20 protein-coding genes and 1 tRNA gene are annotated in these 19,546 nt (G+C 70.9%); 3 read left to right on the plus strand and 18 right to left on the minus strand.

Annotation, left to right across the window (positions count from 1 at the left end; genetic code table 11):
* Nucleotides 1-14: 14 nt before the first annotated feature.
* The 4 genes from D7X30_RS38370 to D7X30_RS38385 form a co-directional block, all read right to left on the minus strand.
* Nucleotides 15-413 carry a hypothetical protein gene (locus D7X30_RS38370; RefSeq protein WP_120567946.1) on the minus strand — a complete coding sequence of 133 codons (399 nt, stop codon included), beginning with the start codon at nucleotides 411-413 and terminating at the stop codon, nucleotides 15-17.
* 60 nt (nucleotides 414-473) lie between these two features.
* Nucleotides 474-1,853 carry an RsmB/NOP family class I SAM-dependent RNA methyltransferase gene (locus tag D7X30_RS38375; protein WP_199724672.1) on the minus strand — a complete coding sequence of 460 codons (1,380 nt, stop codon included), beginning with the start codon at nucleotides 1,851-1,853 and terminating at the stop codon, nucleotides 474-476.
* A gap of 15 nt (nucleotides 1,854-1,868) precedes the next feature.
* A complete protein-coding gene (locus D7X30_RS38380; protein WP_120567947.1) occupies nucleotides 1,869-2,534 on the minus strand; it encodes a response regulator in 666 nt (221 codons plus the stop codon).
* A 92-nt stretch (nucleotides 2,535-2,626) separates the two neighbouring features.
* Nucleotides 2,627-2,712, minus strand: a tRNA-Leu gene (locus D7X30_RS38385).
* Nucleotides 2,713-2,811: 99 nt separating this feature from the next.
* Between D7X30_RS38385 and D7X30_RS38390 the strand changes: the two genes are divergently transcribed.
* The 3 genes from D7X30_RS38390 (at nucleotide 2,812) to D7X30_RS38400 (ending at nucleotide 6,817) form a co-directional block, all read left to right on the plus strand.
* Nucleotides 2,812-3,558, plus strand: coding sequence for a M48 family metallopeptidase (locus D7X30_RS38390; protein ID WP_120567948.1), 747 nt, complete (start codon nucleotides 2,812-2,814; stop codon nucleotides 3,556-3,558).
* 539 nt (nucleotides 3,559-4,097) lie between these two features.
* Nucleotides 4,098-5,054, plus strand: a complete 957-nt coding sequence (locus tag D7X30_RS38395) for a diguanylate cyclase (RefSeq protein WP_120567949.1) — start codon at nucleotides 4,098-4,100, stop codon at nucleotides 5,052-5,054.
* Between the two features lie 26 nt (nucleotides 5,055-5,080).
* Nucleotides 5,081-6,817 carry a two-component system response regulator gene (locus D7X30_RS38400; RefSeq protein ID WP_120567950.1) on the plus strand — a complete coding sequence of 579 codons (1,737 nt, stop codon included), beginning with the start codon at nucleotides 5,081-5,083 and terminating at the stop codon, nucleotides 6,815-6,817.
* A 229-nt stretch (nucleotides 6,818-7,046) separates the two neighbouring features.
* On the opposite strand, the gene D7X30_RS38405 is transcribed toward D7X30_RS38400, so the two are convergent.
* The 14 genes from D7X30_RS38405 to D7X30_RS38465 all read right to left on the minus strand — a co-directional run bounded on the left by D7X30_RS38405 (nucleotide 7,047) and on the right by D7X30_RS38465 (nucleotide 19,429).
* Nucleotides 7,047-7,640: an HdeD family acid-resistance protein gene (locus D7X30_RS38405; RefSeq protein ID WP_233592069.1), complete on the minus strand. Its 594-nt coding sequence runs from the start codon at nucleotides 7,638-7,640 to the stop codon at nucleotides 7,047-7,049.
* 181 nt (nucleotides 7,641-7,821) lie between these two features.
* Nucleotides 7,822-8,703 carry a tRNA (adenosine(37)-N6)-dimethylallyltransferase MiaA gene (gene miaA, locus D7X30_RS38410; protein ID WP_233592073.1) on the minus strand — a complete coding sequence of 294 codons (882 nt, stop codon included), beginning with the start codon at nucleotides 8,701-8,703 and terminating at the stop codon, nucleotides 7,822-7,824.
* A gap of 75 nt (nucleotides 8,704-8,778) precedes the next feature.
* The gene (locus tag D7X30_RS38415; RefSeq protein ID WP_120567953.1) at nucleotides 8,779-9,624 is read right to left on the minus strand and encodes a hypothetical protein; all 846 of its coding nucleotides are present in this window, start codon (nucleotides 9,622-9,624) and stop codon (nucleotides 8,779-8,781) included.
* A complete protein-coding gene (locus D7X30_RS42120) occupies nucleotides 9,612-9,776 on the minus strand; it encodes a hypothetical protein (protein WP_158616729.1) in 165 nt (54 codons plus the stop codon). Before D7X30_RS42120 ends, D7X30_RS38415 begins: the two co-directional genes overlap by 13 nt.
* Nucleotides 9,777-9,788: 12 nt before the next feature.
* A complete protein-coding gene (locus D7X30_RS38420) occupies nucleotides 9,789-12,839 on the minus strand; it encodes a PQQ-binding-like beta-propeller repeat protein (RefSeq protein WP_120567976.1) in 3,051 nt (1,016 codons plus the stop codon).
* Between the two features lie 13 nt (nucleotides 12,840-12,852).
* Complete coding sequence (locus D7X30_RS38425) at nucleotides 12,853-13,428, minus strand: hypothetical protein (protein WP_120567954.1); 576 nt, start codon at nucleotides 13,426-13,428, stop codon at nucleotides 12,853-12,855.
* A complete protein-coding gene (locus D7X30_RS38430) occupies nucleotides 13,425-13,739 on the minus strand; it encodes a PqqD family protein (protein WP_120567955.1) in 315 nt (104 codons plus the stop codon). Before D7X30_RS38430 ends, D7X30_RS38425 begins: the two co-directional genes overlap by 4 nt.
* Nucleotides 13,736-14,146 carry a S24/S26 family peptidase gene (locus D7X30_RS38435; RefSeq protein WP_255424227.1) on the minus strand — a complete coding sequence of 137 codons (411 nt, stop codon included), beginning with the start codon at nucleotides 14,144-14,146 and terminating at the stop codon, nucleotides 13,736-13,738. Before D7X30_RS38435 ends, D7X30_RS38430 begins: the two co-directional genes overlap by 4 nt.
* 173 nt (nucleotides 14,147-14,319) lie before the next feature.
* On the minus strand, nucleotides 14,320-15,582 hold the full coding sequence (gene hisS, locus D7X30_RS38440; protein ID WP_233592074.1) for a histidine--tRNA ligase: 1,263 nt from the start codon (nucleotides 15,580-15,582) through the stop codon (nucleotides 14,320-14,322).
* A 26-nt stretch (nucleotides 15,583-15,608) separates the two neighbouring features.
* Nucleotides 15,609-16,451: an archaetidylserine decarboxylase gene (asd, locus tag D7X30_RS38445; RefSeq protein WP_120567958.1), complete on the minus strand. Its 843-nt coding sequence runs from the start codon at nucleotides 16,449-16,451 to the stop codon at nucleotides 15,609-15,611.
* A 31-nt stretch (nucleotides 16,452-16,482) separates the two neighbouring features.
* On the minus strand, nucleotides 16,483-17,157 hold the full coding sequence (locus D7X30_RS38450; protein WP_120567977.1) for a hypothetical protein: 675 nt from the start codon (nucleotides 17,155-17,157) through the stop codon (nucleotides 16,483-16,485).
* Nucleotides 17,158-17,260: 103 nt separating this feature from the next.
* Entirely contained in the window at nucleotides 17,261-17,992 is a 732-nt protein-coding gene (locus D7X30_RS38455) for a metallophosphoesterase (protein WP_120526312.1), read from the minus strand.
* 7 nt (nucleotides 17,993-17,999) lie between these two features.
* Entirely contained in the window at nucleotides 18,000-18,338 is a 339-nt protein-coding gene (locus D7X30_RS38460; RefSeq protein ID WP_120567978.1) for a TIGR02266 family protein, read from the minus strand.
* Nucleotides 18,339-18,499: 161 nt separating this feature from the next.
* Entirely contained in the window at nucleotides 18,500-19,429 is a 930-nt protein-coding gene (locus tag D7X30_RS38465; protein ID WP_120567959.1) for a PfkB family carbohydrate kinase, read from the minus strand.
* Nucleotides 19,430-19,546: the final 117 nt, after the last annotated feature.

Genomic DNA, 19,546 nt, shown 5'->3' on the forward strand with positions numbered 1-19,546 from the left:
AGGCGGCGCGACTTCTACGGCTTCTTCGTCCCGGACGCCACAACTTTTTGCGGCCTCGCGACGGTTTTTACCTTCAAACGATCCGCCACCTCTTCTCCTTCCCGGAGCAGGTCGGTGAGGGACGCGGCGTGGTCCGCCGCCGCCTTCTCCGCCGCCGCGATGTTCTGGAGCAGCCGGGCGAAGCTCGCGGGCAGCTCCAGCCGGCCTGCCTGGACGGACTGCCAGACGGCCTCGCCCAGCTCGCGGTGGGTCTGCTCCTTCTTGTCCTTGAGGAAGGCCGCCTTGCCGTTGGCCCGCGCCAGCTCCGTGTTGCGCTCGACGGCCTCCCGCAGCTTGGCCAGCTTGGCCTCGGCCGCCTGGAAGGCTTCGTTGATCTGCCGCATCACTTCAGTCTGCTTCGGATCTGCCGCCACGGCTGTCACCCTCGGGAGAGGAGAAGGTCGTTCGTGCGTAACGTGGCGGCTCGGCGACTGTCAACCCGCCTTGCGGACCAGCCGGGCGGCGAAGAAGCCCCCGCCGGGGACCCGGGGCGGCAGGGCGCGCAGGTAGGGACCGTCCACTCCCACCTGGAGCTCCGGCGCCCAGCCCTCCCCCACCGGCTCCAGCGCGAAGCCCGGGTGCTTCTGGAGGAAGCCCTCCACCACCGCGTCGTTCTCCTCCGGCAGCACGGAGCACGTGGCGTAGACGATGCGCGCCCCGGGCTTCACCTGCGCGGCCACTTCGGCGAGCAGCTTGGACTGCGTGGCCTGGAACTCCGTGATGGCCTTCGCGGACAGCTTCCACTTCTGATCCGGCTCGCGCGCCAGGGAACCCGTGCCGCTGCACGGCGCGTCCACCAGCACCACGTCCACCGCCTCCAGCGGCACCGGGTGCGGGAACGCCACCTGCTTCAGGCCGAACTCGCGCACGCGCTCGCGCGCGTCCGAAAGCCGCCGCTTGGAGCGGTCCCCCGCGAGCACCTTCCCCTTCGCGCCCACCAGATCCGCGAGCCCCAGCGTCTTGCCGCCGGCCCCCGCGCACACGTCCGCCACGGTGAGCCCATCCAATGTCGCCCCGGGAGGCAGGCACGCGAGGACGATGAGCTGACTGCCCACGTCCTGCACCTGGAGCCGCCGGGCCTTCATCGTCCGAGACTCGAAGATGCGGTGGCTGGAGTCCGCGACCCGCAGCGCGTCCGGAGCGCAGGGCACCGCCTCCACCGCCACGCCCTCCTCCGCCAGCGCCGCGAGCACCGCGTCCCGAGTGCCCGGGGGCCGCGCGCGGAAGTGCAGCGACGGCTCCTCGTCCAAGGACGCCATCAGCCCCGCGAGCGTCGCCTCCGGATACACCTGCGCCAGCCGCTGCGTGAGCCAACCGGGGAACGAGTACCGGGTGGCCAGCCGCTCGACGACAGCCTCCGAGCCCTCCGCCGCGGCGGGCTCCGCCAGGGGCTTCGTCGCCAGCCCCTCCAGCACCGCGTCATGCAGCGTGCGCGGCCGCACCGGCCCCGGCAGCTTCACCTCCGGCCCGATGCGCGCCCAGCCCTCGCCACAGAAGAGGCGCCGCCAGAGCGTGTAGCGCACCAGCGCCTGATCCTCCGTCAGCGCGTGCTTGCCGGGGGAATGCCCCAGCTGCCGCGCCGCCAGGTCCAACAGCCGCGTGTGCCGGGACAGCTCGCGCGCCGCCAGGGCCACGAAGCGCCGCTCCTGCCCGCCCAGCCCTTCCGCCTCCCGCAGCGCGGTGGCGAGCGCGGCCTTCAGCGGCTCGCCCTTGAGGACGGCGATGTGCGTCTCCACCGCCGCGGTGGCCGCGCGCCGGGACGGACGCCCCAGACGTGACGGCTCATGCGGCGTGGGCCAGAGGGGAATGTCCACGGATGACCTCTTCGCCTAGCCGCGCAGCGGAACGCACACGGCCAGCGCACCGGCCCGCGTCTTCACCTGGGGCGACGCGCCCTGGGAGAGGAACAGGTAGCACGGCGCGGCATAACGCTCGCTGTCCAGCTCCAGGTCGCCCTCCAAAAGGAGGACCCCATGGGCGGACCGGGAACGGTTCCAGGGGAAGGCCGCTTCAGCAGCCAGCCGCATCCAGGTCCGGGCGCTGTCCGGCTCCGAACCGGCACCCTTCACTCCGGGTGACAGTTCAATCCACTCCGAGGAGTCCCCGGCCACGGGCTCCCGGGCGGCGGCGACCACCTGGCGCTTGAGCTCCAGGAAGCGCTCCACCAGCTCCATGATGTCGTCCACCTGGAAGGGCTTGATCAACAGCGCGTCCGGCACCGAGGGGTGCAGGACCTGGGCGACCTCGTCCGAACTGGCGGCGCTGACGATGGCCACCGGGTGGCGCTGCCGGCGCGCGGCCTCCAGGACACCCCGGCCGTCCGTGTGGCCTCCGGCGATGCGCATGTCGGTCATCACCAGCTCGAAGCGGTCCGCCGCCAGGGCGCGCAGCGCTTCGTCGAGGGTGCCCACCGCCTGCACGTCCGCCAGCTCGGAGACCAGCTCTCCCATTCCCTCGCGGAGGCTCGGATCATCCTCGACAAGCAGGACCTTCATCGCATCTTCCAGCGCGGGGAACAGGGGAGCGCTTTCACGTTCGGGCGGCCCGGAAGGGACGGCATCTCGGGCGCCGGGTCTGCGTTTGAAGATGGCCCTCCCCGGACTCGAACCGGGACGCGGGGTCAGCCGCAGCGGATTTTGAGTCCGCCTCGTCTACCAATTTCGACAGAGGGCCCCTTGGGTGTGAGCGAGGCGGCCGAACGTATATCGCGCCTTCGGTTCGTGTGCATCCGAAGATTGCGGCTGTCCACGCACACCGCTAAAGGGGCAGCGCATGTACAACCTCCTCATCTCCCTGGCCATCGGGCTGGCGGTCGGCGTGCTGGTGAAGTTCGCCGGCGGCTTCTCCTGGTGGGCCGGCATCGTGCCCGGCGTCATCGTCTTCTTCGCCACCTACATCGTGCTCGCCCGCCGGGTCTCCACCCGGGTCCAGGCGCTGATGACGACGGTGCAGAATGATCTCCAGGGCCAGCCCGCCAACCAGAAGGAGGCCCAGGGGCGCGTGGACCGCGCCGTCAAGACGCTGGAGCAGGGCCTCGTCTGGGACAAGTGGCAGTTCCTCATCGGCCCGGAGATCCACGCGCAGATCGGGATGCTGAAGTACATGGTGAAGGACCTGGACGGCGCGAAGCCCCACCTGGAGAAGGCCAGCGGCCGCAACTACATGGCCAAGGCCATGGCGGGCGCCCTGCACTTCCGCCGCAACGACGTGCCCGCCATGAAGACCTCCTTCGAGGCCGCGGTGAAGAGCGGCAAGAAGGAGTCCATCGTCTGGGCCGTGTACGCGTGGTGCCTCCTGCAGCTGAAGGACAAGGACAGCGCCCAGCGCGTGCTCGCGCGCGGCGTGGAGCTGAACCCCTCCGACGAGAAGCTCAAGGGCAGCCTCGCCCAGTTGCAGAACGACAAGCGCCTGAAGATGAAGCCCTACGAGCCGCTCTGGTGGCAGTTCGGCCTGGAGGCGCCGCCGATGATGCCGCCCCAGGGCGGCGGGCGTCGCGTGCAGTTCACGAACCGGCGCTGAAGTCCCGGCGGAGTGACGGCCCGGCGCCAATGCAATGGCGCCAGGGCCCCCTTCCGCTGCTCGCAGCAACCCCGTCGAGGCGCCGCCAGGTGCGCGCTTCCGGGGAGTTTCCAACGGATCAGCCGCTCCATCCCCCCTCGGGGCACGCGTTCGCGAGCGGCCCGCGTCCGGCAATTCCTACCGTGCGCGTGGGACCCACGCTGCAACGTCTTCCGGCTGTCTTGTTGGCTGTCTCACCGGCCCCCATGCAACCCCCTGAAAAGAGGCAGCCCCGCGTGTGAAGCGCGGGGCACAGGGCTTGCTCTCGGGCAGGGGCACGCGGGCAATCGGAACAGCGGGTTCCCAAAGCCCCCGCGGAGGCGGACGGGCTTGGCAGCCGGAGGTCTCGGGTGAAGTTTGGATGGGTGGGTGGGTGCTTGCAGGACGAGGCGGCGGCGGGTGCGCGTGGGGCGCAAGGGCGTGGGGAGCACCTGGAAGGGCGTGGCGCCCGAGACTTTCGGCCTGCCATTTCGGGTCAGGCGAGCGGAGCGAACCAGTTCATGGAACGGCACGGCCGCAGCAGTGAGCGCGCGCTCCTGCTCATCATCGAGGACGACATCGGCGTGCGCGAAGGCCTGATGGACCTGCTCGCCCCGCGCTTCGACGTGCTGGCCGCTTCGGACGCGGACGCGGGCGTGGAGCTGGCGCGCGAGCACCGCCCGGACCTGGTGCTGTTGGATCGCTTCCTGCCCTCCGGGGATGGGCTGGCGGTCCTGGAGACGCTCCAGGGCGACGTGCGCACGGAGATGGTGCCGGTCATCTTCCTCACGGGGGACGCGGACGAGGCGACCCTGGAGCGATGCCTGGAGATGGGCGCCGTGGACTTCATCCACAAGCCGGCGAGCTCGCGCGAGCTGCTCGCCCGCATCGACCGCGCGGTTCGCCAGAGCGAGCAGCAGCGCAAGCTCCAGGTGCTGGCGCAGACGGACGCGCTCACGGGCCTGGCGAACTTCCGGGCGCTGTCCGTGCGGCTGGAGGACGAGTTCAAGCGCGCCCAGCGCTACGGCTACGCGCTGAGCGTGGTGGTCATCGACCTGGACCACCTGAAGGCCATCAACGACGGCATGGGCCACGACGTGGGCAACCGCGCCATCCTGGCCCTGGCCACGCTGATGCAAGGCAACCTGCGCGAGTCCGACTTCGCGGCGCGCTTCGGCGGGGACGAGTTCGTCGTGCTGCTGCCGCACCAGACGTCGCTGGAGGCCGCGGTGTTCGCGGAGCGCCTGCGCTCGGAGCTGCGCGGCGTGAACGTGCAGCGCGGTGACGGGCGCCCGGCGCCCTTCGGGTTGAGCATCAGCGTGGGCGTGGCGGACCACACGGCCGACTCCCCGCGTGAGAGCACGGAGGCCTTGCTGAAGGCGGCGGACGCCGCGCTCTACGAGGCCAAGCGGGAGGGGCGCGACCGGGTGGTGGTGTACGGCCAGTCGGCCCACTCACCGGCGGCGCAGCGGCACTGACGGCGGGAAGGGAACGAGGGCGCGCGATGAGCGGGACCAGCAAGCTGGCGAGTGGTTCGAGGGTGGCGATCGTCGGCGGCGGCATCGCCGGGGCGGGGCTCGCGGCCTCTCTTCTCTTCAACGGCCGCGCGCGGGGCGTGGCCCTGGACGTGCGCGTCTACGCGGGGGGCACCGAGGAGCGCACCGCGCCCCCTGCCCTGCTCACGCCGGAGTGCCGCTCGCGGCTCGCCGCGCTGGGCTGCCGGATTCCCCCGGAGTGGCGCGCGCACGAGCTGCGCGGCGTGGAGGTCATCTCCCAGGGTGAGCGCGAGCTGCTGCCCTGCGCGGCCGGCGGCCTCTGGGTCGTGGATGGCTGGCCCCGGGGCGAAGGCGGCCTGGACATGGTGCGCCACGTGCTGTCCACGGCGGCCAGCGCGCAGGGCGCCCGGTTCGTGAACCGCCACGTGGAGCGCGTGGAGCGGCAGGCGCCCGCCCCGGACGCGCCCACGGCGGTGCGCAATGCGGGCCCCCTGGTCGTCCGGGCGCAGGGCAGCGGCGAGCGCTTCCACGCGGTGGCGATGGCCGCGGGCGCGGGGCCGCTGTTGGGTGACGCCTTCTTCAAGGGCTTCAAGCCGGCGCCGTCCATGCCGGCGGTGCAGGCGCGCATCCAGGGCGGGATGCCGGGCCGGGACCTGGCGCCGGTCGCGAGGCTGTGGGTGGCGCCGCTGCCGACCGTGGATGCGCTGTTCCTCATCCCGGGCGCGTCGTCCGTGTACGCGCTGGCCTTTGGCGCGGCGGTGACACCCGCGGACCTGTGCCAGGTGCTGATGATGGCCGCGCGCGACGGCCTGCTGGAGGAGGGCTTCGAGCTCACCACGCTGGAGACGACGCGCCTGCCCTTCGGACCCGGCCGCACGCTGGTGGCGCCCGGGCAGCTGGCGGTGGGCCCCGCGGCCTTCGGCCACCCGCTGCAGGTGGGCCTGTCGGAGACGCTGGCGTCGTGCAGCCGCGCCGCGGTGGCGCTGCTGGATGGCGGCCTGGACGCGCCGTCGCTGGAGCGCCGCTACGTGCGCGACGGGCTGGGCGAGCTGATGGAGGACGCGGCGGCGGGAGCGCGCTCCCTCACCTGGCTGCGCCGCGCGGGCAAGCGGGCTCCGGCGGCTTTCGTCGCGGCGCGCGCGAAGCACTCGGCGGGCGGCGTGTACGGCGGTGGCGTGCTGGGCTTGAGCTCCCCCACTCCGCTGGGCCTCTTGTCCGCGGCGCGCTGGTCGGGCGTGCGGGAAGTGGTGGGCTCGTGGCTGCGCACGCCCATCGAGCCCGTGCCCACGCTGGTGCCGGAGGTGGAGCCGGACCTCTACTACGTGGTGGACGACGACGCGGACACGCGCGAGGCGCTCACGCTGCTGTTGGAGAGCACCGGCGCGCGCGTGGTGTCCTTCGCCGACGAGCTGGCGCTGTTCTGCGCGGTGGCGCGCCGTCCGCCTACCGCGATCCTGTTGGACGTGGTGCTGCACTGGGTGGACGGCCTGCGTCTGTGTGAAGGCCTCAAGCAGCACCCGCTCACCCGCGACACGCGCGTGCTGGTGATGAGCGGCCTCAACCGTCCGCACGTGCGTCAGCGCGCGCTCGACGCGGGCGCGGAGGCCTTTCTGCCCAAGCCGGTGAACCCGGACCGCCTCCTGTGCCAGCTCACCGGCCGCGTGCCGGACCCGCTCGGCTCGCCGCGCGACGTCATCCGGCACCCGGTCGTGGATGCATTTGGCGAAGACCGTTTTGCGTCCTGACACCTGACTGCACCACCCGGCGCGCGACACGAAGGGCGGGGACGTCTTCAACCAGTTCGGTTCCTGGCGGACGTCGGCGTGGATTCGCGACCAGGCCCGGCTTCACGAAGGAGGCCGCGCGCGGGTCCGGCGCCAGGCACCGGCGCCGGTCCCCCCGGTCCAGACTTCACCCGCCGACATCCCTACTTCACCCCAAGTGAACGAACGCCAGGGGGTGTCGTCCTGGCGCTCAAGCCTCCACGCGATGCAGTCCCCGCCGCAGGATGAGCGAGCCGGACATCATGGAGATGCCTCGGAAGAAGACGGCGAGCCCCACCATCGTGCCCACGAGCCACACGGAGGACGCGGGCCATTTGGCCATGACGCTGAGGCCCAGGACCAGGGAGATGAGGCCATAGGCCAGGTCCCATCCCCACTGGAAGTAGCGGTCCATGACGGAGGTGATGACGTGGAAGAGGCCGCTGGCGAAGAAGTAGCCGGCGATCAGCAGCGTGAGGGAGGCAAGCCCCGCGGCCGGGTACATGACGGTGAGGATGCCGACCACGGTGGTGAGGACGCCTCCCAGCATGAAGGACCAGAAGGCGCTCCGGCTTTCGCTGCGTGAGCGGACGGCCGCGGCGATCTCCAGGACGCCGCCAATCACCAGCATCATCCCCACGAAGAAGACGGTGACCATGCTGGTGAAGAACGTGGCGCCCAGCAGCACGACCCCCGCGATCGCCGTCAACAGGCCCAGGATGAAGGGGCCGCCCCACATGGCGGAGGCTCCCCGGGGGGGACGGTCCGGCCGGGTCTCCGGCGCGCGTTCAACGTTCGTTCGCATGGCGATCTCCACGGTGATGGCTGCCCGCCTCGGGCCCTCGGCCGCCTGTCGGTCCGGGAGTGGACGTGGTGGGGGTAGCGCTTCCTCGTGGAAGATGGGAGCGCGACCGGGCGCGAACAATCGGCGCCGACCGACGAAATGAGGCGGAACACCAAGCAGGGGCCAGGGCGGCCTGCCACGCCTAGAGGGCAGGACGGGTGTACGGCGGCGCCAGGAACACCGCGCCGGGCTCCTTGCGGAACCAGGTGAGTTGCCGCTTGGCGTAGCGCCGGGTCTGCTGCGCGGTGTCGGTGATGGCCTCTTCGCGGGTCATCCGCCCCTCCACCACGGCGCGGGCCTGCACGTAGCCGACGCTGCGCATGGGGGCCGCGTCCGCGTAGCCCTGCTCCAGCAGGGCCCGAGTCTCCTCCACGAGCCCCCGCGAGAAGAGCGCCTCCGTGCGCGCGTTGATGGCGGCGTAGAGGGACTCGCGCGGCGGCTCCAACACGTTGAGCTGGAAGGGATAGCGGTCCGGCGCGAAGGCATGGGCGCGGCGGAACTCGGACGCGGGCACGCCCGTCTGCGCGTGGATCTCCAGGGCGCGGACGACGCGCACCAGGTCCTGGGTGGGCAGCTTCGCCGCGGTCTCCGGATCCACCTCGGCCAGCCGGCGATGCACGGCCTCCCTCCCCTGCTCCGCCGCGAGCGCCTCCAGCTCCGCGCGCAGCGAAGGCAGGGCGCCGGGCGCGTCCACCACGCCGTGCAGCAGGATGCGCAGGTACAGGCCGGTGCCACCGACGACGAACACCGGCCGCCCCCGCGAGGCGATGTCCGCGATGGCCGCGTCCGCGCGGCGTTGGTACTCGGCGGCGGAGAAGGGCTCGAGCGGATCCACGCAGGAGACCAGGTGGTGCGGCACGGCGGCCAGCTCCCCGGCGGAAGGCTTCGCGGTGCCGATGTCGAAGGCGCGGTACACCTGCTGCGAGTCCGCGCTGACGATCTCCCCTCCCGCGTCGCGAGCCCAGGCGATGGCCAACGCCGTCTTCCCCGACGCCGTGGGCCCAGCGATCACCGTCAACGGCACCCGCGTCTCAGCCACCAGCATCCGCCTCCCACGCCCGCTGTAACGCAGACGCGAGGCGAGCGCGAGCCCCCGCCGCTACGCCAGCCGCGCCCGCACCACCCGCACCGCGCTGGCATCCCGCGCGAACACGAGCCGGGCGGTCTCCACGGACGACAGCACGCGTCCGGCCGCGCCCACCAGCGCTCCCCGGCCCGCGGGCGTGGGCTCGGGCAACAGCGCATTCAGCAGCAGCACGCGGGCCACCTCCCCCGCCCCCTGCGCCTCCCACCGCGAAGCCGCGTCCCAACCCAGCGTGCCCACCGCGACGAGCGCGGCCTCCGCCGTCCGGACCGGCACGTTCCAGGGCGTTCCCGCCGCCCTCCACCCTCCACCCTCCACGGGCCACACCGCCACCAGCTCGTCGGCGAGCACCGTCCCGCCGGCCTCGCGCCACAGCCCGCCCAGGGTGCTCTTGCCCGCGCCGGAGTGCCCCACGAACAGCGCGGACCGGCCCTCGTGCACCAGCCCCACGCCGTGGATGAGCAGCCCGCATCGCTTCGCGAGCGCGGACGCGAGCATCACCTTGATCACGTTCTCCACCGGGTACCGCCCGGACCCGATGACGTCCGCGTGGCGCCGGTCCGGAGAGAGCACCGCGGAGTACCCGGCGCCCTCCACGCGCAGCGTCCCCGAGTCACCGGGCGTAAGCCGGGGCAGCTCCTGCATCTCAGGCGGAGCAAGGGGGCTGGGGGGGTTCCGCATCACCAGCCGGGCATCGGGAGCCACGGCCTCCGGAGCGAGGAACGCGCCGAACACGCGCCGGAGCGGACCGGCGAGCGCGTCATCCTCCACGTCGAGCGCCACGGTCCACCCGGCCAGGGTGATCCGGAGCGCGCCGTCACGGGGACCCGGCAGGGGGTCCCCGCCGTTCAAGGCACGCACTCCCCTTCGCCGGGGATGGTGCACATGGACAGCTGCGCCAGCGCGACGAAGGGCTGCTCCCACAGGATGGCGGGCGGCACGTACACGGCGGACGCAGCCGGCGGCTTTGGCACGGCGGGCCCCGCGGGCGGCTGTGAAGGACGTTGGCTCACGTGATGGCCCACCTAGAAGGGCACCGGAAAGGCACAGATTCGACCATCCGCGGTACCGACATGCAACCGGCCCACGGTGTGATCGATGGTCGGCACGCCGATGAGCTGCGCCGGCCCCACGGTCACCTGCCCGGTGTCCGTCCCATTATTTTCCAGCTCCAGTTGGTGCACCTTGCCGTCCGCGCTGCCGACGTAGACGCGCGGCACGCCGTTCACGTTGAGGGTGAAGAGGCCGGACGGGTTCATGATGGGCGTCTTCCACTTCCACGCCGGCACGTTGGTCGTGTTCGCCGCATCGACCGAGTAGTGCTCCACCGTGTCATTGGTCCGGCTCACCACGAAGCCCCGGCCCTGGGGCCGCACGAAGTGGGTGAACGTCCGCTGCGTGGCGTCCGCGACCTGGACGGTCCACACAATCTCGTACGTGGCCGGACTCACACCGTGCACCCGGCCGTCATTGGCGGTGATCAGGATCTGGTTGGTCGTGGCGTTGCGGACCACGCTGAACTCCAGGTCGCCCAGCGACAGCCGCGCCACCTCCGCGCCCGTGAGGCTGTTGAGCACGCGCAGCGTGGCCGCGCTCGTGCCCGACCGGGTCGGCACGTAGAGCCGGTTCGTCGTGTAGTCCACCATCATGCCGCCACTCACCATGCCCAGGTCCCCGGGCCGGTAGCGCCAGATGAGCGCGCCCGTGGCCGCGTTCAGCGCGACCACCTGGTTCTGCGCGGACGTGTTGCGCGTGGCGAAGATGGCCAGGTCCACGTTCGAGTACGTCGTCCGGTACTCCGGGTTCGCGTAGTCGAGCAGCTGCGTCACCGGGAACGAGCTGATGTTGCCCAGGCCCAGCGTGGTGTTCCGCCACAGGAACTCGCCCGTGGCCGCGTTGAGCACCGCCGGCACGCCGGTCTGATCCCCCACGACGATCCACTGCTGCCCGGGCCGGCCCAGCAGCGGCACCACCGGGAAGCGCGTGGCGATCTTTCCCGCCATCTTCACCGGCCGGAAGCGCTCCGCGCCGTCCTCGGACGGGTTCGTGGTGTTCGTGCGCGTGGCCACCACCGAGTCGTTGAAGGAGCTGAAGATGCCCACGCCCAGCTCCGTCACCGGCTGCAGCGTCGTGTCCAACCCCACCGAGTAGCACCACAGCGGGTTGCCCGCCACGCGAGCCCGGGGCGTGGCCAACAGCCCCTGCGAGGTGGGCTGGTTGCCCGGCCCGTACCGCAGCTGATCATCCACGTTGAACACGCGGTAGGTGTACGTCGTGCCGTTCGTCACCGCCGTGTCCGTCATGGACGACGCGGAGCTGAACTCGTCCACGTAGGCCACCGTCGCGTTGCCCAGCACGTCGCCCACCGCGTAGCGCACGCCGCTCGTCGGCGCGGGGTTGGGCGGGCTCGTCCCTTCGGCGCGCAGCACCAGGGTGCCGCCGTGGTTGAAGGGGTTGTCCCAGGTGAGCGTCACGCTGCCGTCGCGGGCCACGCCCGTGAGGCGCCCCACGTCCGGGGACGCGGCGACCGAGAGCAGCGTCATCGTCCCCTCCACGTAGATGCGCGGATCGTTCCAGCCCTGGTTCAGCTCCAGCCGGTGACGGAACGCCGTGTCCGCGGTGACGGCGGTGAAGCCCGAATAGGTGATGCGGAAGGTGGCCTCGCCGCCCACCGGGATGCCGGTCTCCGACTCCCAGAGGAAGCCGGCCGTGTCCGTGGTGACGTTCCAGTCGCCGAATGCCTGCGGGCCCGACGCGGCCACCGAGAAGTAGTTCACGGCGGGCCTGAACAGCTTCACCTCGTAGATGGGAAGCGTGCCCCGGTTCTGCACCGTGTACGCCACCGTCACGCCCGTGGCCGCGGTGGACATCGTCTCCTGGCTCAGCCGCACGCGGTGCTCCACGATGCGGCCCTTGCGCGCGGTGACGACATCCCCCGCCACCGCCGAACCGTTGAGCGTCCCGTCCACCTGCGCCTGGAACTGGTAGCGGGCGCCGGGCGTGCCCGACACCTGGTAGCGCCAGGTGAACTGCGCGGAGGCCCCCGGCGCCAGCTGCGCCACGCTCTCCGGCGACGGCCCGGCCACGAGCGACGCCGTCGCGCGACCCAGCAGCACCGGCGCGCGCGGGCGCACCTGGGTGTACGTGTTCGTGGTGGAGGTGTTGAGCACCGTCAGGCGCAGCGCCACCTGATCACCGGCGAACGCATCCACGATGTCCATGTCCGCCGCCGCCACCAGGTTGCCCACGTCCGCCACGGGCGAGTCCGCCAGCGGCGCGTTGACGGCATTGTTGCTCGTGCGCGCCCGGACGCGCGCGGCCACGGCACCCGCGGCGGTGGGCCGCAGGTTGGCCACGAAGATGCCCGCGGACCGCACCGCGACGGTCGCGTTGCCAGTGGGGCTCTTGCTCACGGTGGTGAGGGGCACGCTGCTCGTGGTGGCGGGGTTGTCCAAGAGCACCGAGGCCGAAGCCGTGCCCCGGTTCTCCACCACGACGCGCGCCACCGTCGTGCCATTGACCGCCAGCAGCCGGGGCGACAGCGTCACGTTCGCGGACAGGGTGCTGCGCGTCCACGGGGTCATGTTGCCCACGGTGATGCCGTAGTTCGTGCCATCGCACTGGTCGCGGCCGCTCGTGCCCGTCGCGAAGCGCTCGGTGGTGACGTCGCTGGTGCCCGCTGGGGCCACCACGCTCAGCACGAAGCGCGCGGACTGGGTCCGCGCCAGGCCGCGTCCTTCATCGATGCAGCCCAGCGTGGACTGGAAGGTGATGCGCCGCTGGGTGGAGTCGATGTACTCGATCTTCCAATTCGGGTTCTCCTCCGCCGGCAGGCCACCCAGGAGCTGGTAGCCGGTCGGGAGGACGAACGACACCTCCGACAGGCGCGCGTCGTTCGTGGACGTGGACGTGTTGGTCACCTCCACGACGAGCTCGGACGCTTCACCCATCACCACCCGCGCGGCCGTCTCTCCGGCGGTGGGGATGAGGCGCACGGTCCAGGTATGAGGCTCGTTCTGCGCGAAGCCCACCGCGGGCAGCAGCGCGGCGACGAGCGCGAGGATGCGGACGTTCATGGCGTGCCTCACGTCACGGCTCCAGGGTGAAGGACGTGGCGGCCAGCTGCACCCCATCCAGGAAGAAGCGAACCTGCCAGGTGCCCGTCATGCGCGTCATGGACACCTGCGTGCCCGCCACCGGCAGCGAATAGCGCAGCGTGCGCGTCTCCTCCGGCGGCGCCTCCACCGTCGCGCTCCGCTTCTCGTACGGACGCCCGCCCGGCGCGATGAACTCCACGTCCACCAGGCCCTTGTTCCGCACGCCGCTCACCACGAAGTCCACGTCCACCTGCTGCACCTCGGACAGGGCCGTGGGCTCGGAGCCCACGCCCACCACCTCCGCGCTCCCGGTCGGGGGCGGCAGCGGCACCGGAGGCGGTTCTTCCGGAGGCGGCTCTTCCGGAGGCGGCTCCTCGCCCGCGGGGGCCGGAGGCGGCGGCCGGGCCACGCTCCCGCCACCGGCCAGCACGTCGGTCGGATCCACGGGGGTGACGGAGCCACTGCCCTGCCCTGGCTTCACGGCCGCCGGCGGCAGGGGGGACACCCCTTCCGAACACGCCGACAGCACCATCGCCCCCGCCAGCACGGCCACGAGCGCCCGCATCATGTCTCCTCCAGAGGCGCGGCACCGGCCGACGCGCGCACTTCGTCCAACAGACCCCGCCGCTGAAGCTCCCCCAGGAAGCGCAGCGTGTCGGTCAGCACCGGACCGACGTCGGTCGAAAACTCGGAAGCCACCTGCTCCGCCACCGCCCGGGCCGTGCGCTGTCCGTCGCACAGCGCCCAGATGCGCGCCGCCGTCGGGTTGAGCCCGCGCAGCGTGCGCCCCTCCGCGTCCAGCACCAGGAAGTCCGCGCCAAAGCCCTCCCCCGAGGTCCCCGCACGCCGCCGGGGAACGCTGCCTTCCTGAAAGCTCATGCGCGGCCCGTCCTTCCCAGCCACGCGGCCACCTGGCGCTTCAGCGTCGCGCGCCAGCGGCCCAGCCGCCGGGGCCCCACGTCCCAACGGTCCATCTCCAGCAGCGCACTACCCCGGCGCACACGCCGCGCACGTCCCAGGATACGGACGAGAGGCAGCGGCGGATCTTCCATGGCGCCATTGTCCCCGCGAAGCGCGCAGAAGCTGCCGTCGCACCACCGCACCCGGTGCAACACCAGCGAGGACTCGAAGCGCGCCAGCACCACCTCACCCGGGCGCGGCGCCTCCACCAGCGGCTCCACCTCCGCCACGTCACCCGCACGCAACGACGGCCACATGCTGTCCCCGGCGACAGGGATCCAACGAGGGCCATCGATCACGGAAACGGGCTGGAGAGCGCTCGGCATCGCGGAGGGAATTCTACTCCACCCTCTCAATGTCCGCGAATCTCCGAAGACTCAATCCCCCAGCGATTCCCAGGACTTACGATGCTTAACACCTTTACTCCTGGGTTTTCAGGGAAGACGGGCCGCCCCCCTCCCCTCCGGCCTGGCGCGTCATCGCCGGAGGGGGAGTTGGATCAGGCCGCGGGGGCCGGGGCCGGGGCATCCGGCTGCGCGCGCACGGTGGCGGCGACGCTGTCGAGCGCCACGGGGATGGGCTCACCGCCCGCCATGGGCTTGAGCTTCGCCTGGCCACTGGTGCGCTCCTGCTCGCCCAGCACCAGCGTGAAGCGGGCGCCAGACTTGTCCGCGCGCTTCATCTGGCTCTTGAGGCTGCCGCCGCGCGTGTCGAAGTCCACCTTGAGGCCCTCGCGGCGCAGGCGGCTGGCCAGCTTCAGGCCCTCGTCCTGCGAGCCCTCGTCCGCCACGGCGATGAACAGGTCCGGCCGCTGGGCGAACGTCTTGCCACTCTCCTTCAAGAGCAGCACCAGCCGGTCCAGGCCCATGGCGAAGCCCACCGCGGGCACATCCGGCCCGCCCAGGCCCTTCATCATCTTGTCGTAGCGCCCGCCGCCGCCCACGGTGCTGGCGGTGCCCAGCGCGGGGTGCGAGGCGATGAACTCGAAGACCGTGCGCGTGTAGTAGTCCAGGCCGCGCACCAGCCGGTGGTTCACCACGTAGCGGATGCCCAGCGCGCCCAGCTTGCGCTGCAGGTCCGTGAAGTGCGCGCGGCACGGCTCGCAGAGGAATTCGAGCACGTTGGGCCCGGCCGCGGCCACCGCCTGGCATTTCTCGTTCTTGCAGTCCAGGACGCGCAGCGGGTTGCGCTCCAGCCGCTGCTGGCAGTCCGCGCACAGCTCTTCTTTGTGCGCGTTGAGGTACTCCACCAGCTTGGCGTGGTACGCGGGCCGGCAGTTGTCGTCGCCCAGCGAGTTGATGTTCAGGGTGACGTCCGTGAGGCCCAGGGCCTCCAGGAACTGCACCACCACGTCCATCAGCTCCGCATCCTGCGCGGGCTCCTTCGCGCCGTAGGCCTCCGCGCCAATCTGGGAGAACTGACGGTAGCGGCCCGTCTTCATCCGCTCGTAGCGGAACATGGGCCCCATGTAGAACCAGCGCGACACCGGCTCCTGGTTGTTCACCGAGTGCTCGATGTACGCGCGCGCCGCGGGCGCGGTGCCCTCCGGACGCAGGGACAGGCTGCGGCCGCCCTTGTCCTCGAAGGTGTACATCTCCTTGCCGACGATGTCCGTCTCCTCGCCCACGCTGCGCACGAAGAGGGCCGTGTCCTCCACCATCGGCGTGCGAACCTCGCCGTAGCCGAAGCGGCCGAACAGCGTGCGCGCGGTCGACTCCACGAACTGCCAGATTTCAATCTCGCCCGGCAGAAGGTCGTTCATCCCCTTCACGCCGTTGATCTTCTGGCTCACGTGATGACTCCGATACGCGTGCCCATGCGCACCACCGCTTCCGGCTGCATGCTGTCATCCCAGCGCACGCGGCCGGGCTCGAAGCAGAGGATGACGGTGGAGCCCATCTCGAAGCGGCCCAGCTCGCCGCCCTTCTCCACCGGGATGCCCGCGCCGTACTGGTGCACCTTGCCGGGCTGGCCCACGTGCGTGGTGATGTCCTCGTAGGACGCCTTGATGCGCGACACGCAGGTGGCGCCCACCTTCACCACCGCCACCTTGCCGGCCACGGTGTCCAGGTACGTCACCAGCCGCTCGTTCACGCAGAACAGCGACTGCTTGTTCTTCACCGACGCGGGGTTCACCGGCCAGAACTCACCCGGGATGTACGCGTACCCGGTGATGGTGCCGCCCAGCGGCGAGTGGATGCGGTGGTAGTCGCGCGGAGACAGGTACACCGTCGTCCAGGCGCCGCCGTGGAAGGGCTTCGCCGCCTGCGAGTCACCCAAGAGCTCGTCCACCGTGTACTCGATGCCCTTGGCCTGCAGGCAGCGGCCGTTGTCCGAGTAGCCCACCTGGGACACCCGGCCATCCACCGGGGACACGACGACCTTCTCACCGGCGTCCACCGGGCGCAGGCCCGGCTTCAGGCCGCGGGTGAAGAACTGGGCGAAGGTCGGGTACTTCTCGAAGGCGTGCTCCGCCTCCTCCATGTCCACGTTGTACGCCTTGGCGAAGGTGCGCATGGCCCAGTGGTGCACCGGCGCGGGCGCGGGCAGGCGCGTGGCCAGCCCCACCGCGGAGGACACCGCCGACTTGGGGAGCACGCGCATCAACTTCATGAAGGTCTGTTCGTTCATCGAAGGTCGTCAGCTCTTGAAAGAGAGAGGTTCAACGCCCGCCACTGTCCGCGGGCACCGTGCCGCCGTCCTCATAACGGCGCACGGTCCGCATGGCGCTCTTGGGTAACAGCGCCAACACACGGCCGTCTTCAATCACCAGCACCGAGTCCCGGTGGGTGGGGTACCCCAGCTGGCAGGACGCCCGGTCGCTCAGCTGCCAGGTGTCCCGCATCCCCCGCTCCTCCACCGTGACGGGCGTGCCGCGGATGAAGCAGCCCTCGAAGCCCGCCACCAGCTGGGAGGCCGGGGTGCCCATCTGGGGCCCGGCAATCACCCCGGCGTCCCCCGGCCCGGCATCCACGGGCTCCTCCGCCACGGGCTCGGCCGGGCTCGGGAAGTTCGTTGAAGAAGGGTCCAGGGTGGGCAGCTTGCCGGCGCTGGCCACCGCGCTGCGCTGCTCCTCCTGGGCCGCCTGCATGCGCGTGCGGCCCGCCTGGATGCGCTGGAGCAAGTCCTGGGACGCGACGGAGTCCACGCTGTCCGCGGGCACGCGCTGCAGCTGGGCCTCGATCTCCCCGATGGAGGGATCCAGGTACGCGTCGTCCAGCTTCTGGGCGTAGAGCGCCGTCCACCGGCGGCTGGCCTGCTCGAACTCGGGCGAGGGCGGCGCGGGCGAGCGACTGCACCCGGCGACGAACAGGAAGGCTGCGAGGCCAAGGCCCATGATGGGCCGCTTCGGACGGAGGACCTGGGGGCGCACAGCCCCGGTTTATGCCACCTTCCGTCCGGCCGCGCCCCTTTTCCGCACGGGGTGCGGCAGGCTCGGCCTACACGCCCAGGAACAACCGCTTGCCGAAGTTGAGCGCCAGGTCCGCATCGAAGATCTTCTGCGCGGAGGTCTCGATGTCGTACTCCACGCGCAGGTACTCCACCGTGCGCGCGTCCGTGTCGCAGATGACGAAGCAGGCCCGGTTGTCGTAGTCGCGCGGCTGGCCCACGCTGCCCACGGACACGATGTACTTGTAGCCCTTGCGCAGCACGAACTTCTGCGCCACCACGTCGTTCACCTCGCCGTTGCCAATGGCGAACGCGCGGCACAGGTGGCTGTGGCCGATGAAAGTCACTTCCGGCAGCTCCGCCACGTACGGCGTCAGCTCCCGCGCCTGCTCCAGCGCGAAGATGTACTCGTACGCCTTCGGGTCGATGGGAGACCCGTGGCAGAAGCCCACCTCACCGATGCGGTACGTGTACGGGAGGCTTCTCAGCCAGGCCAGGTTCTCGTCGGAGATGACGTTGGCGCTCCAGTCGAGCGCGTGCCGGGCGGCGTCGTAGTAGTACGAGTAGTCCATCCGCCCCGCCACCGCGGCGTCGTGGTTGCCCAGGAGCGTGATCTCCGCCACCGAGCGCACCAGGTCGCAGCACGGGTTGGGGGACGCCCCATAACCGACGATGTCCCCCAGCGACACGAAGCGGTCCACCTTCTGGTGCTCCGCCACCCTCAGCACCTCCGTGAGGGCCTCGATGTTGGAGTGGATGTCGGAGATGACGGCGATGCGCATGGGAACCCTAGGGGTGGGTTTGCTGCTGGGAGATGATGCGCCGCAGACTCGTCAGCGCGTCCGCGTCCAACGCTTCGAATCTCAGGCCCATGCCCGGAGGGCGGCCGGCGGGTTGCTCTTCCTGCCGCAACCAGACGACCGTGGCCTGCGCCTGCAACTGCGTGTCCGTCGCCTGCTGGGTGAGCCGTACCTGCGTCCGCGTCCCCGCCGCCAGCGGGGTGCTCGTCCTCAAGAAGAGGCCGCCCTCGCTCAGGTTGGCGATGCGTGCATACAGGGTCACGTTCTCACCCTCGCACCAGCAGCGCAGGTGGGTGCCGACCCGCGCGTACTTTCGATTTTCGCTCAACCGGGGGACCTCCCGACGTGGAACCTTCCCGTCCACGTCGGCGCTGAAAAAGGACGTCCGCACCGGATTTATTCATCCACTGCGTCCGCACGAGCCTAGGGAGGGTGGGTGCGGCCCGTCAAGTTCCACACCGGGCCATCCGTCCCCTCGCCAGCGCTCCCCTACCCGCCCAGCGGGCCCAGGTCGTCGAAGTGGGTGAGCTTCTTGAACTCGGCGAAGCGGGCGTGGATCTCCGGGCGCTGCACCTCGCGCAGGCGCTCCAGGCTGAACTTCTCCACGGTGAAGGAGGCCATCACGCTGCCCATGACCATGGCCTTGCGCAGCACCTGCTGATCCACCTTGCCGGCGCCGGCGCCAGCCAGGGTGCCCATGAAGCCGCCGGCGAAGGTGTCACCCGCGCCGGTGGGGTCGAACACCTCCGACAGGGGGAAGGCCGGGCAGGCGAAGATGTGGTCCTGGTCGAAGAGGAGCGCGCCGTGCTCGCCGCGCTTGATGACCACGCGGGACGGGCCCATGGACAGGATGGCGCGGGCGGCCTTCACCACGTTGTGCTCGCCGGACAGCTGGCGCGCCTCCGCGTCGTTGATGAAGAGCAGGTTCACGCGCTGGAGCGTCTTGAGCAGCGCGGGGCGGCTGCCCTGGATCCAGAAGTTCATCGTGTCCGCGGCCACCAGCTTGGGCGCCTTCACCTGATCCAGCACGCGCGACTGGAGCTCCGGGTGGATGTTGCCCAGGAAGACGTAGGGCGTCTCGCGGTAGGCGGCCGGCAGGTTGGGCGAGAAGGACTCGAAGACGTTGAGCTGGGTGTCCAGCGTCTGCGCCTCGTTGAGCTCCCAGCCGTACTTGCCCTTCCAGCGGAACGTGCGGCCGGACTCACGGGTGAGCCCCTCCAGGTCGATTCCGCGCCCGCGCAGGAACTGGAGGTGCGACTCCGGGAAGTCCTCGCCAATCACCGCCACCAGCTGCACGGGGCCGAAGAAGGACGCGGACGTGGAGAAGTAGGTGGCCGAGCCACCGAGCACGTCCTCCTTCTTGCCGAAGGGCGTTTCCAGCGAGTCCAGCGCGATTGAACCGACGACGAGCAGAGACATGGAGGCTTCTTCCTGGGGGTGACCCGGCGCGGGTATGGCATCGCGTCAGGGCACGGCGCATTCCAGGGGAAACCCCGTGCCCGTGCCGGGTACGACACCTTCCCGGCAACGTCAAGG

Origin of the sequence: Corallococcus sp. AB011P (assembly GCF_003611605.1) — a bacterium.
GTDB lineage: Bacteria > Myxococcota > Myxococcia > Myxococcales > Myxococcaceae > Corallococcus > Corallococcus coralloides.

Bases quoted from the DNA above. Each gene is read 5' to 3' on its own strand.
- D7X30_RS38435 (WP_255424227.1), bottom strand. From the start codon at position 14,146: ATGCCGAGCGCTCTCCAGCCCGTTTCCGTGATCGATGGCCCTCGTTGG.
- D7X30_RS38390 (WP_120567948.1), top strand. From the start codon at position 2,812: ATGTACAACCTCCTCATCTCCCTGGCCATCGGGCTGGCGGTCGGCGTG.
- D7X30_RS38455 (WP_120526312.1), bottom strand. From the start codon at position 17,992: ATGCGCATCGCCGTCATCTCCGACATCCACTCCAACATCGAGGCCCTC.
- D7X30_RS38420 (WP_120567976.1), bottom strand. From the start codon at position 12,839: ATGAACGTCCGCATCCTCGCGCTCGTCGCCGCGCTGCTGCCCGCGGTG.
- D7X30_RS38465 (WP_120567959.1), bottom strand. From the start codon at position 19,429: ATGTCTCTGCTCGTCGTCGGTTCAATCGCGCTGGACTCGCTGGAAACG.
- D7X30_RS38395 (WP_120567949.1), top strand. From the start codon at position 4,098: ATGGAACGGCACGGCCGCAGCAGTGAGCGCGCGCTCCTGCTCATCATC.
- D7X30_RS38405 (WP_233592069.1), bottom strand. From the start codon at position 7,640: ATGCGAACGAACGTTGAACGCGCGCCGGAGACCCGGCCGGACCGTCCC.
- D7X30_RS38430 (WP_120567955.1), bottom strand. From the start codon at position 13,739: ATGAGCTTTCAGGAAGGCAGCGTTCCCCGGCGGCGTGCGGGGACCTCG.
- D7X30_RS38425 (WP_120567954.1), bottom strand. From the start codon at position 13,428: ATGATGCGGGCGCTCGTGGCCGTGCTGGCGGGGGCGATGGTGCTGTCG.
- asd (WP_120567958.1), bottom strand. From the start codon at position 16,451: ATGAACGAACAGACCTTCATGAAGTTGATGCGCGTGCTCCCCAAGTCG.
- hisS (WP_233592074.1), bottom strand. From the start codon at position 15,582: ATGAACGACCTTCTGCCGGGCGAGATTGAAATCTGGCAGTTCGTGGAG.
- D7X30_RS38450 (WP_120567977.1), bottom strand. From the start codon at position 17,157: ATGGGCCTTGGCCTCGCAGCCTTCCTGTTCGTCGCCGGGTGCAGTCGC.
- D7X30_RS38400 (WP_120567950.1), top strand. From the start codon at position 5,081: ATGAGCGGGACCAGCAAGCTGGCGAGTGGTTCGAGGGTGGCGATCGTC.
- D7X30_RS38380 (WP_120567947.1), bottom strand. From the start codon at position 2,534: ATGAAGGTCCTGCTTGTCGAGGATGATCCGAGCCTCCGCGAGGGAATG.